The following is a 12,563-nucleotide window of genomic DNA, read 5'->3' as shown; positions in this document are numbered from 1 at the left end:
CTAATCCCCCCCATTATCCAATTCATGGTAACACAGTTTTTGTTATCTTTGTCTAATCTCTTTAAGAATCTCTAAACCCTTCGTTACTCCTTGACTCATGGCTGATCCACCACCGTATGCAGCGGAGACCAACATCGTTTCATAGATTTCTTTGTCACTACATCCAAGTTCAACACATTGATCCATATGATAAGTCATACTCTCTTTATCCCCATCTTTCGTGCTGATAGCTAAAGCCATTAAATGCTTCGTACTCTTTTGGATGTCGCCTTCTTCAAAACATTCTGCGGTAAACCTATTGTACTGTTTTATAGCTTCAGGTAATGATTCGGTAAGCTGCTCGATCCCTGTACGATAGGATTCTAATCGTTCTTCTGCTTGCTTCATCACAATCTCTCCTTTTCGTTAACGTAGTAATACACTTTCCTTCTTTTTATCAAGAACGAAACAATTGAATGTGCAATATATCTTATCTGAAAAATTTGCTATAATTTTCTCATAACAATTGAGGAGGAAATCATATGTCAAAAATTCTACATTCAACTTTTACAAGCAGGAGAGGTGAAACGAACTAATCATTACCCCTCCTGCTTTCGATTTGTCGGAACATTTTTAAGAAAGTTGGAGGACAATGTACTCGATTTCTGAAAGGAACATTTCTGTTTTATTTTGGGTGAATTTTTTTGGGTCAATTAGCTTCTTGCAGCCTGTTCTAACACTGTTTTATTTAAGTAATGGCTTAACGGAAGCAACGATTTTAGTCGTATTGATGTGCTGGAGCGGTGCCGTATTGATTGGAGAAATACCTGCTGGGGTCTTTGCTGACCGGTTTGGTCCGAAACTCTCATTCTTAATCGGTTCCTTAATTAAACTACTGAGCATCATCGTACTATTGCTTTCAAACGATCTGTGGTTATTTATGCTATTTAGTTTTCTAAATGGCTTTTCTGTTACCTTTTTCTCTGGAGCGGATGAAGCATTAATCTACGAATCGTTAAAAGTCGATAAAAAGCAGAGCAAGATGGATGAAGCGATGGGAAAAATTCAATCCGCAGGTTTTATCTCGATGATTCTTGCCGTATTGATAGGGGCTTTTCTTGCAAACGATTTAAATCAGCAGCAATTCCAGCTGTTAATACTATTAAGCCTTGGCGTCTATCTGATTGAATTCATTCTACTATTCTTCATTCATGAACCAGCCGTTGAGATGACTGTATCCGATACGTCGATGAATAAAGTTGTAGAAGGATTACGTGTGATCAAACGAGCCCCGCAGCTTTTATTGATGTTTCTGAACCTTACACTCGTTTTCATCCCCACAGTGGCTGTGTTCGAGAGGTTTGATCAACCCCTGATGACCGAAGCGGGGTTACCTGTATTTTTAATCGGACCTGTTTATGCAATTGGAGCACTTCTCGCATTCTTTTCATCAAGAAGTATTACATTTCTTACAAAAAGAATTTCAAGAATAACCTTGATGTATGCTTCAGGCTTTCTGAGTGCAGGCGGGCTTCTTGTAGCAGCACTGTTTCAAGATACGCTTTGGTTGATTCTTGGTGTCATCCTTTTCTTAAGGTGGATCGGTACGATTCGTTATCCGATCTATTCTCAGCTCAGTAACGATATCATTCCTTCGCATGTGAGGGCTACGACGATTTCATTATTATCTATCTTAGATTCAATATTTGATCTAATCGTCTTTTTATCACTCTTACTGTTTGCTGGAGAAGGCGTATCCGGGATCTTAATCGGCGCTTCAATAATCGCACTATTTGGCTCAATCATACCGATTCAAAAACGACGAATAAGACTCACCGTTAAAATCCCAAAAGAATTCCAATAAAGGTTTGCATTCCGAATATGTGAGTGCTATTATGTAATTAAACCATTTTTACTTTTAATATATTTAGGATTTAAATTAGCTGTAACTTCTCGAGGGGGTAACAAAGTTAAATCCTCGCTACTGAAGTTACAGTTTTTTAATGTAAACGTATTACTTAGTGAAATGGTGAATTTTAAATTATGTACGATGTGGTACATTAGGAGGCAATTTTTTATGCAAAACGGTAAAGTAAAATGGTTCAACGCTGAAAAAGGTTTCGGTTTCATCGAAGTTGAAGGAGCAGACGACGTATTCGTACACTTCTCTGCAATCAACGGCGAAGGTTTCAAAACTCTAGACGAAGGCCAAGAAGTTAGCTTCGAAATCGTTGAAGGTAACCGTGGACCTCAAGCTGCTAACGTAACAAAAGCATAAATTGTAAATTCATAAGAGCCCGGTGATCACTCACCGGGCTCTTATTTTTTATTTTAAGTTTTTCGTTAAGAGCAGTTCATCATGCAGCGGAATATTGTAATACCCTGTTTTTGGTATTTCTTTCTTCACCTTACGTGCCTCCTCAACTGCACCACGGATTACGCTCGTAATACGATAGCCTCTCTTTTGATAAAAACGGAGTGCGTCCATATTGTCATTCGTAGTTAGAAGTTCTACCTTATGGATACCTTTTCGATAAGCAGCAAGCTCGACTTCAAGTAATAGCTTACTCCCTATGCCAGCCCCTTCATTAAAGCTATCGAGCGATATGATTTCACACGTCTCACCACGGAAAACATAAGTGATTAATCCTTCGACCTTACCCTCATGCTTCATATAAAAGCCGTCTAAGTCGTTGCTATGATAAACACCTGAAGAAACCACCATCATGTCACTTCCCCAGCTCTTTTTGAAAATGTCGTTTATGTACGATCTATCTTGATCTTGTACAGAATTCAGGTGGAGATAAGGTTCATACATCATTACCTGACAATCTCTCATCGCGCCTTCATGCCACTCGTGTTGTTTTAGAATACATTTCTTTTTAAACCCAACTTTTTCATAACAAGCAATTGCTCGATCGTTCCATACCTGCGGATCCATAACGATCAACGCTGCTTCTTTTTCTTTAACAAGAAACTCAACAACCATTTTGACAAGGGCAGTACCTATGCCTTTATTCCAGTATGAAGGCTCACCGATAAACTGGTCCATACCGTATGTCCCATCTGGAAGGGATACCCACGCAATAGAATAGGAGCGGTAGAACTGAATATAACCAATTGGAGCTTTATCATAGGACACGATACAACCGACGACATCATTTCGATCAAAATAGTCATCCTTGATACGATTTAACGTATAGGGACGATCTCTTCCTTCGTAATATTTCAAAACATGATCATTGGTCAGCAACTTTAATAAGAGGTCTTCATCACCTGGCTCGAGACTCCTTATTGCTAACGATCCAGACTGGATAAACACATTTTCATTCATTAAGTTATTCACCTCCCCCACCTCCATCGAATCCGCCGCCGCTATCGTACCCTCCTGAGCCACCATACGTATGGTCCGTTTCAACATAACTTGAATCGAATGAAGGCTCACTTTTTGTTGAGTGAAGTTGGTCTTTAATCGATGATTCATCATGACTAGATAACCACTCTCTAGCAACAGCAAATGCAAGGATACCTTCTACGTCAAGTTGTTCTAGTTCGCTTCGTTCTTCTAAGGAAATGTCTACTCGCTCTTCAATCGATGCGATAACAAACATACTTGCAGCTGAGCGGGACTCGAAAGAAGGTTTTGCATTCGAACTTACTCTCCTCTTTTTACGGTTATGATCGGAGTAAAATGCGAGGGAAATAATGCTAGTCATTACGATTAGAAAAAACAATTCGATTCCACTCATGATATTCCTCCTCATTTGTTTTACTTTTATTACGTAAAACACCCCTTAAGGTTTCAAGTTTGTGAATTTTTTTAGAAAATAGCGCATAAATAGTAATATTTCTTAACAAAATAGGGTATAATAAATAATTTATGCTGTATCAATATAAGTACCCATGTGTTACACTAAGAGTAATCTTCTTATAGATGGGAATTGATATAACGATATGGGAAAATACATGATTGACCACCAAAACCGAATTGTCCATAGGACAGCCTATGCTGGTGATGAGTGCCACTTGCCTGAAACACCACTTAAAGATCGGTCTGAGGTTAATCTTGACACAGAACTTGAGGTATTGACGGAGCAAAAAGGATACCAAAAATGTTCTTCCTGTTTTTTCGGTTCTACATTTGAAAATCATCTTGAATATAATCGGCAAACTAGACATGCTAAACATATATAGCTTTTACGTAGGCAAGGACTCAACAAATGAGTTCCTTGCCTTTATTTATGTATAATTGCCCTCTTCTCTAGGACGTTATCTTCCAAGTTAGATGGACACTTTGTCACAAAAACCTTTAAATACCTGTCTTTTATCGGTATAATAAATAATAGTTTCTGTTTTCAGAACAATGTCTATATTCTTGAACTTCATTTTATTGCTGTTACTTTAACAGCTTTGTGTTATATTTATAACATTGTTTTTATAAAGATACAGTTATTCATAAAATTATTATACATAACAGAGGTGACAGTCGATGCAAAGTAGTAATCATCAAGAAAACGTAACAGCTTCCAGTATCATGAAATTCGCTATACCATCATTGATCGGGATATTCTTATTCATGATTCCCATACCCGCAAAGGAAGGAATCACGATACCAATAGCGAAACTAGCTGATTGGCTTCAAGTATTTTTTGCTGAATCAGTTCCAGTAACGCTTCCCCAGGTAATGACACTTATCATTTCGATCACAGTGATACTCAGCTTCATTGCAGTGGTTGCAAAGCCAAAATGGGTAACAAATTCCCCATTCCTTGTAAACTTATTGCAAGTTTCACCGGTCTGGCTCATCGCTCGTACACTTGGTATGATTTTTGCTATTCTGACTTTATACCAAATAGGTCCAGAATGGATTTGGTCAGATGCAACGGGTGGTTTGCTGCTAAATAGCCTTATACCTATACTATTCTCTGTATTTTTATTTGCTGGTCTCTTCTTACCGCTATTATTAAACTTTGGTTTACTAGAACTGTGTGGCGCGCTTCTTACTAGGTTCATGAGGCCGCTCTTTACGCTTCCTGGTCGTTCATCAATCGATTGTCTCGCATCTTGGATGGGTGATGGCACGATCGGTGTTCTACTTACAAGTAAACAGTATGAAGAAGGATATTATACAAAAAGAGAAGCCGCGGTAATCGGAACTACCTTCTCTGTTGTATCCATTACGTTCAGTATCGTAGTGTTAGCTGAAATGAGACTTCAAGCATATTTCATACCTTACTATCTAACGATCGCACTAGCTGGTGTCATTGCAGCAATCATCATGCCTAGAATACCGCCTTTATCTAGAAAACCTGATGAAACACATGAAAATGTATCCGATAAGCGTAGTGATGCAATTCCAGACGGCTATACACCATTTCGATTCGGAATCGTCAAAGCGACTGAAACTGCAAGTAAAAACAAGATTTCATCCATCGCAAAAGGCGGCGTCCAAAACGTTTTAGATATGTGGATGGCCGTTATTCCAATCGTTATGGCAATCGGAACAATCGCATTGATTATTGCTGAGAACACCCCTCTATTCAGCTATTTGGGAGCACCATTCGTTCCGTTACTCAATTTGATGCAAGTGCCTGAAGCCGCAGAAGCTGCTCAAACGATGGTGATCGGATTTGCAGATATGTTTCTACCAGCTATCATAGGTTCAAGCATTGAAAGTGAATTAACTCGCTTCGTCATCGCTTGTCTATCTGTTTCCCAGTTGATCTACATGTCAGAAGTAGGTGGATTGTTACTTGGATCAAAAGTACCTGTTCGTTTCTTTGATCTTGTTATCATTTTCTTAGAACGTACACTGATTTCACTACCAGTGATCGTGATTATGGCGCATATTATCTTTTAATTTTTTGCCAGGATTGTATATCCTGGCTTTTTATTTTGGTATTGAGTTCTTGATGTATTGTTTTTAAAATTTTTATCTATAATACGGTGCGTGAAATTTTACACACACATAAAAAGAAGACAGCCGAAGCTGCCTTTATTTATCAAAAAGAATGACGATTTTGCCTCTAGCATGGTGCGATTCACTCACTCTATGCGCCTCTCTGATACCTTCTTCACTAAACGGAAACCGATGCCCGATAGTGGCTTTGATACGCCCCTCTCTTAAAAGTTCACCGATCTGATTTAGCTGTTCACCATTGGGTTCTAACCATACTGTTCCTGAGCGAACTCCTTTATCCTTCGCCTTTTCTTTATCTGGGATATCGACGATCGACACAATCCTTCCTCCCCCATTTAATACGAGGAAGCTTTTATCCAATACTTCTCCTCCGATCGTATCGATTACAACATCGTATTCTTCCACAACATTAGAAAAGTCTTCTTCTACATAATCGATAACACGATCTGCGCCTAACGCTTCAACGTACTCCTTGTTTTTCCCACTACACGTTGTTGCTACATAAGCACCATTCTCCTTAGCAAGTTGAATCGCAAAGCTCCCAACTCCACCAGAACCGCCATGAATCAGAACCTTATCCTCTCTTCTAACATCTGCAAAATTAATCAAGCACTGCCATGCGGTAAGACCGACTAACGGGATCGAGGCGGCTTCTTCATATGTTATATTATCTGGGATATGAGTGAGTAAATGAGAATCCACGACAACTTCTTCAGCGTAAGTACCTTGAGCTGTCGTTGCTGGTCTTGCAAAAACCCTGTCTCCAACTTCAAAGTCTGTTACGTTGCTACCTTTTTCCTTTACGATACCCGCAATGTCCCAGCCAAGTGTGATTGGAAAATTAAAAGGAAGCTTCTCTTTCAAGTAACCCTCTCTTACTTTCCAATCGATAGGGTTTACTGAAGTTGCATAGCTTTCAACAACGACCTGGTCGTCATTTGGCGTTAGCGAATCAAGTTCAACTTCTTTCAATTGCTCTCGTCCACCATAGGCTTCGATCACTACAGCTTTCATTAATTAGCCTCCTTCATCACTGTTCACGTTCGATTCGATCAAACTTGCAAAGTGTAATCAATTGCTGAACTGTAAGATGCCCACTCCATTCTTTCTTTGCTTTTTCCCAATCATCCTGGTACTGCCCCCACTCCCAAGTAGGTGCCCAGCTACCATCTTCCTGCTGTTTCTCTATTATGTAGTCAAGATTAACATGAACCTCCTGATTCAATTCATCTACAAATGGTGACTCTTCTGAATCGACGAGAACAACGGGTTGAACGCCATACGAATCCCATTTCTCGGGACGATCTACGATATATGGTAGCTGCTTTTGCACTTTCTCTAGTATGACATTTTGAATATCTCCTTGAGCTAAATCAGCTAGCCTCAAGTAACATTGAACTTCGTGGATTTCATATTCGTTCAAATCACTTAAATGATCCATCACTTTCATAAGCATTGCAGATTTAGGTTCCTTATCATCACTATACGCCATCAGGTAACCGACGATTTCGGCATCAGGGTTTGCCGAGTATTTCTGCTCTCCCTCCTGAACACTCCACCATGGTGCATGAGGAACATGGTTGACTGCCTCTGGCACAGCGTTCCAGCCTTCCTCCTTACATGTAGATTGAAAGTAACGTATTCCCTCTTGAATAAACGGATGGTCTTTAGATAATCCGAGCTTAATTAAAGATTGAAAAGCTACAGTGGTAGCCATCGGTGATGATTCTTTTAGTCTGAAATCTGGTTCTATACTATGACCAAACCCGCCATCATCATTTCGGTACTGTTCTAGCTGTTCTAAAACTTCCTCTTTACTTCCTGATCCATTCCAAAAATGAAAATATGCTCGATCGATTCCTCTCGCCTCGTTCTCTATGTATGAGCAGGCTTTATCATACTGTTGCTTCGATAGTTTTTTCATCAGAATCAGTCCTTTCGTTAGGTCTATACATTACACAATATCCATAAATCTCTTTTTCGAATCATTTTTCTCATAAAAAAGAAAGAGCGAGGTTTACCCACGCTCGCTCTGCAGCCCTTTAACTTACTTGAAAACTTTCCTCGAGCGCTTTTCGAAGCGCTTCAGGAATCGGCTCACTTTTTTGTTCTTTAAAATTAAAGTAAACAATCACGGATTCACCTTCAGCAACAAGCTTACCGTTCTCTGCATTCGTCATACGGTGACGCATGACGAAACTCTTCGTTCCAATCTTCTTGATATCCGTTTCAACCGTAAGCGTTTCACCGAAGTACAGTTGGGCATGGAAATCACAATTTGTAGATACTAAGATGAATTTCCAGTCATCAGTACCCGAACTTCCTCTATGCTGATTCAAAAACTCAACCCTTGCTTCTTCCATGTAAATGAAATAGCTCGTATTATTCACGTGCCCAAGGGCATCTGTTTCACAAAATCTAACCTTTACGTTCATTTCGTGGCTCATCTCATTCCCTCTTCCCTATCACCTGTGTGTAAACTGTGGTTTTCTTTTTTCAAAAAAGGCATTGACACCTTCTTTAATATCTTCAGTCTGAAAAACTTGGTCGAACAGATCTGCTTCAAGTTCAATCCCTTTTTCCAACTGCAGTTCAGTTCCTTTATTAACCGCTTGTTTTATTCTGGATAAAGACTGAAGAGATTTATCAGATATCTTAGACGCTAGACTCTGTGCGTATGTCATGCCTTGTCCAGTTGGCACAACGTGATTCACAAGTCCGTATTGTTCTGCTTCGTGCGCAGTGATCGGTTCACCAGTAAACATGATTTCTTTTGCTCTCGCTTCTCCCACTAAGCGAGGTAACCTCTGAGTACCTCCTCCACCTGGAAACAATCCTAGTTTAATCTCTGGCAAACCTAGCTGCGCCTGATCTTCAGCGACACGGATATCACAAGTCATGGCTAGTTCACAGCCTCCGCCGAATGTTAGTCCATTTAAGAGAGCGATCGTCGGTTTAGGAAAATCATCAATGTAGTTAAACATTCGATGGGTATCCATGACGATTTCCTTGAAATTGGCTTGTCCCATCCATTCAGGGAATTCCTTAATATCAGCACCTGCCACAAAAGCTTTGTCTCCAGCACCCGTTAAGATGACCGATACAGCTTCGTCATTCGTTTCAAGTTCTTGAAAGATGTCATAAATGCGGTTGATCACTTCTTTACTTAATACATTAAGAGGCGGGTTATTGATCGTGACGATTGCCGTTCTTTCTACAATTTCATACGTTACCTTTTCCATCCTAGATCACTCCTTTTTTATGTAGAACATTTTTCAACGATAATAAAGAGCTACATGTTAATCTTACATGTAAACGTTTGTAATTTTCAATATATTTAAACGGTTTTATTTTTTATTATCGGGGAATTAGGAGTTTACATTTTTAAAAGGAGTCGATCTTATGAATGAAAACTTATCTAGACTAATGCTTGATTATGAAAATGCTATCGATTGCTGTGAAGGTGAAACCGTCCCAGAATTCATTGAAAACTTCATTTATGGTTCTATGGACTACAACAAGGATAACTTCGATAAGATACAAGCTGAGATGAGTAAACAAGCACAAAACAAAGAACCTAAAGAATTTAAACGTGCTTTTGATGAAATGCTCCTCTACTTAAGAGACAAATTCATAGAACTAGATCCTCAAAAAGAGTATTGGGCACTTCATTACAGAGAAGGGGTCAGTGCTTTCGTTGCTATGATCGACGGCTTAGTCATCCAATATTTCTCTGGCCTTTACTCGGTTGACGATTTGAAAGAGAGGTCGAAGTTATTTTCAGATATTATTATAAGAGGGTTTGCAGGGGTAAAAGAACATCATACGAATGTGATGTCGGCCGATTGACTGACGGTTATGGCATTAGAAGATTAAAAAAGAGCTTGGGAAAGCACGCTGCTGATCCAAGCTCTTTCAATGTATCCTTGACCTTTATTTTTCGATGCCCAGATAATACTCTTCCACAAGCATATCCATTGCTTTGTTTGTCCTTAAAGCTGTGTTCCCAGTGCTTGGACATTTCCCATTCCCGAGTAATTCATCGACGATCGATTGAATATGTGGCTGTTGAATATGATGAGGATGCTCAATACGAAAAGATTCTTCAACTGAATCCGTTTTTAACAGAATGGGTTTATCATCAAACGTAGAAAATTGTATTTCTCCACGTGTCCCAACAATACGGTTATCATCTTCGTTTTTATAAGAAGAGAAATTCCAAACGCCAGTCCCAACAGCACCACTCTCAAACCTCCAGGCACCATTCACAGTATCTTCTGCTGGATAGGAACCAGCAAGGTTATAAGCTGAACCTTTGATATCTGAAATAGGACCAAGTAAATAATCCAACAAGTCTAATGTATGGGAACCAACATCATAAAACAATCCAGCACCACTCGTTTCAGGCTTCACTCTCCACGGCCAATTCCCTTCTTCATCTCTTTTAACGAGTTGTTGCATCTGCTGCACCGAGACGAATCGCACTTCTCCAATTGCGCCTTGTTCGATTAGTTCTTTCACTTTCAAAAATCTAGGTAGCGACCTTCTGTAATAGGCAACAAACAATGGTACTTCGTGTTTTTCACATGCACGGACCATTTCTAGGCAGTCTTCCGAACGACTCGCCATCGGTTTTTCCACGTATACAGGCTTTCCAGCTTCAGCAACCATCAAGGTATAATGTTTATGTGTAGAAGGTGGAGTGGCTATATAGACAGCATCCACATCTTCGTCATGTATCAGATCTTCTGCATCATCATACCACTTAGGGACGCCATGCCGTTCTGCATAATCTCTTGCTTTTTCTCCATTTCTTCTCATCACGGCTTCAAGTGAACTATGTTCAATCTTTTGAAAAGCTGGCCCACTTTTCTTTTCTGTCACATCACCGCATCCGATGATACCCCAACGGATCTTCTCCATAAAACGTCCCTCCTCTAATCTGCTTACATTTTCAACACTAATGGATGTACCCTTCTTTAAGAGTAGTTACACCAAGATGAACTGTGAGAGGTAGCTAGTCACAGGCGTTCATGCACGATGGAAACACAAATACATCTCTGTGCAGGCAGAGATGTATTTGGTGTTTTATTGGACGACTCTTGTGATAGCTAAAAGCTTCAATTAAGCATTTATGTGATAGACTTCACTGTACTTATTTTCTAGGTACTCGATTAAATAAGCAGCGTTTAGTCCTTCACCAGTAATATCTTTAATGATCTCAACAGGCTTTTTCATCTTTCCGTATTGATGAATATGCTCAGTGAGCCACTCTTTTATCGGAAGAAGATCGCCTGATTCTAAGAGTTCATCAAAATTAGGAAGGTCTTTCAAGATCGCATGCTTTATTTGTGCTGCGTAGATATAACCTAGTGCATAGGAAGGGAAGTACCCAAACGCACCGCCTGACCAGTGAACATCTTGCAGGACACCATTCGCATCATTGTCAGGAGTGATTCCTAGGTATTCTTCCATCTTTTCATTCCAAATAGACGGAAGGTCCTTTACTTCGATCTCCCCGTTGATCAACCCTTTTTCAATTTCATATCGAACCATGATATGAAGGGCATACGTCATTTCATCTGCTTCAATTCTAATGAGAGATGGTCCTGCAACGTTGATCGCACGGTAGTAATCGTCTAAACTCACGTCGTCGAACTGTCCTGAAGAATACGCTTTTAACGTCTCATAATTATTTTTCCAGAATGATTTATGACGACCGACGAAGTTTTCCCAGAATAAAGATTGAGACTCATGGATTCCCATAGAAGTGCCCGAACATAGTGGTGTCCCAATTAAATCCGTAGAGATATTTTGCTCGTACAGCGCATGCCCACCTTCATGGATGGTTCCAAATACAGCTGTGCGGAAATCACCTTCATCATACTTCGTTGTAACACGAACATCCCCAGGATTTAAGCCAGTAGCAAAAGGATGTACAGTCGTGTCAAGTCGTCCGGCATCAAAGTCATACCCCATCTTCTTAAGTATTTCTAAACTGAAATCTTGCTGCTTCTCTTTAGGAAAATGTTCGAATAAGAAATCAGTATGAGGTTTGTCACTCGATTCAACTACCTTTTTAACGAGTGGAACGATATGGTCACGCAGTTGTCCAAACACGCGGTCGATCATATCCACAGTAACCCCAGGTTCGTATAAATCTAGCAGCGTATTATACTTATTGTCTTCATAGCCCCAATACTCCACGAACTTTTGATTAAAAACTACCAACTTCTCAAGATATGGTCGGAATAATTCAAAGTCATTCTTATCTTTCGCTTCTTCCCACACGCTTTCAGCTTTAGAACTTAAAATAACGTACTCTGAATATTCCTCTGCAGGAATTTTAATGTTTCGGTCATATTCTTTTTGACATTCTTCGACAGCCTTAACTGTCTTCTCATCTAAATGGTCTTTTGCATCTGATAGGTTAGAGAGATAGTTTTTCATTTCGTCCGAGACGGACATATTAAACACCTCAGATGACATCATACCGATGACCTCAGAACGTTGCTCAGCTCCTTTTTTCGGCGCACCCGTTCTTAAATCCCAGTACATCAGCCCGATCGCTTCATTAAAGCCTGTCATCTTCTTCGTATAGTTCAAAAAATCTTGTTCAATTTTATTCAAATCGACTTGCATATTTCTCGCTCCCTTTCGTATA

Annotated in this window: 13 protein-coding genes; 4 read left to right on the top strand and 9 right to left on the bottom strand. The window is 39.8% G+C overall.

From position 1 onward, the window contains the following. Window positions 1-42: 42 nt before the first annotated feature. Window positions 43-387 (bottom strand): carboxymuconolactone decarboxylase family protein, encoded by a 345-nt coding sequence (locus tag ACXADT_RS13100; protein ID WP_270182241.1) that lies wholly within the window; start codon window positions 385-387, stop codon window positions 43-45. 244 nt (window positions 388-631) lie between these two features. Between ACXADT_RS13100 and ACXADT_RS13095 the strand changes: the two genes are divergently transcribed. Continuing rightward, complete coding sequence (locus ACXADT_RS13095) at window positions 632-1,843, top strand: MFS transporter (protein WP_474831503.1); 1,212 nt, start codon at window positions 632-634, stop codon at window positions 1,841-1,843. Window positions 1,844-2,056: 213 nt separating this feature from the next. Continuing rightward, the gene (gene cspD, locus ACXADT_RS13090; protein WP_270182243.1) at window positions 2,057-2,257 is read left to right on the top strand and encodes a cold-shock protein CspD; all 201 of its coding nucleotides are present in this window, start codon (window positions 2,057-2,059) and stop codon (window positions 2,255-2,257) included. A gap of 48 nt (window positions 2,258-2,305) precedes the next feature. On the opposite strand, the gene ACXADT_RS13085 is transcribed toward cspD, so the two are convergent. After that, window positions 2,306-3,325, bottom strand: a complete 1,020-nt coding sequence (locus ACXADT_RS13085; RefSeq protein WP_474831501.1) for a GNAT family N-acetyltransferase — start codon at window positions 3,323-3,325, stop codon at window positions 2,306-2,308. After that, window positions 3,318-3,728: a hypothetical protein gene (locus ACXADT_RS13080; protein ID WP_474831500.1), complete on the bottom strand. Its 411-nt coding sequence runs from the start codon at window positions 3,726-3,728 to the stop codon at window positions 3,318-3,320. Before ACXADT_RS13080 ends, ACXADT_RS13085 begins: the two co-directional genes overlap by 8 nt. A 740-nt stretch (window positions 3,729-4,468) precedes the next feature. Here ACXADT_RS13080 and ACXADT_RS13075 point away from each other — a divergent pair. Continuing rightward, window positions 4,469-5,839 (top strand): YjiH family protein, encoded by a 1,371-nt coding sequence (locus ACXADT_RS13075; RefSeq protein ID WP_474831499.1) that lies wholly within the window; start codon window positions 4,469-4,471, stop codon window positions 5,837-5,839. A gap of 135 nt (window positions 5,840-5,974) precedes the next feature. Here ACXADT_RS13075 and ACXADT_RS13070 read toward each other — a convergent pair whose 3' ends face one another. From ACXADT_RS13070 to ACXADT_RS13055, 4 genes are all read right to left on the bottom strand, one after another. After that, window positions 5,975-6,913: an NADP-dependent oxidoreductase gene (locus ACXADT_RS13070; protein ID WP_474831497.1), complete on the bottom strand. Its 939-nt coding sequence runs from the start codon at window positions 6,911-6,913 to the stop codon at window positions 5,975-5,977. Between the two features lie 16 nt (window positions 6,914-6,929). After that, window positions 6,930-7,823 carry a hypothetical protein gene (locus ACXADT_RS13065; protein ID WP_474831496.1) on the bottom strand — a complete coding sequence of 298 codons (894 nt, stop codon included), beginning with the start codon at window positions 7,821-7,823 and terminating at the stop codon, window positions 6,930-6,932. Between the two features lie 118 nt (window positions 7,824-7,941). Beyond that, a complete protein-coding gene (locus tag ACXADT_RS13060) occupies window positions 7,942-8,346 on the bottom strand; it encodes an acyl-CoA thioesterase (protein ID WP_270182249.1) in 405 nt (134 codons plus the stop codon). An 18-nt stretch (window positions 8,347-8,364) separates the two neighbouring features. Next, a complete protein-coding gene (locus ACXADT_RS13055) occupies window positions 8,365-9,141 on the bottom strand; it encodes an enoyl-CoA hydratase (RefSeq protein ID WP_474831494.1) in 777 nt (258 codons plus the stop codon). Between the two features lie 160 nt (window positions 9,142-9,301). Here ACXADT_RS13055 and ACXADT_RS13050 point away from each other — a divergent pair, with 160 nt between their 5' ends. After that, complete coding sequence (locus ACXADT_RS13050) at window positions 9,302-9,748, top strand: hypothetical protein (RefSeq protein ID WP_270182251.1); 447 nt, start codon at window positions 9,302-9,304, stop codon at window positions 9,746-9,748. Between the two features lie 84 nt (window positions 9,749-9,832). On the opposite strand, the gene ACXADT_RS13045 is transcribed toward ACXADT_RS13050, so the two are convergent. Both ACXADT_RS13045 and ACXADT_RS13040 read right to left on the bottom strand, forming a co-directional pair. Continuing rightward, entirely contained in the window at window positions 9,833-10,822 is a 990-nt protein-coding gene (locus ACXADT_RS13045) for a Gfo/Idh/MocA family protein (protein ID WP_270182252.1), read from the bottom strand. 201 nt (window positions 10,823-11,023) lie between these two features. After that, a complete protein-coding gene (locus ACXADT_RS13040) occupies window positions 11,024-12,541 on the bottom strand; it encodes a carboxypeptidase M32 (protein WP_474831492.1) in 1,518 nt (505 codons plus the stop codon). Between the last annotated feature and the right edge of the window lie 22 nt (window positions 12,542-12,563).

Source organism: Anaerobacillus sp. ABR4_321, assembly GCF_056158505.1.
The sequence above is the reverse complement of the archived record's forward strand: the minus strand, read 5'-3'. Positions and strand labels throughout refer to the sequence as shown.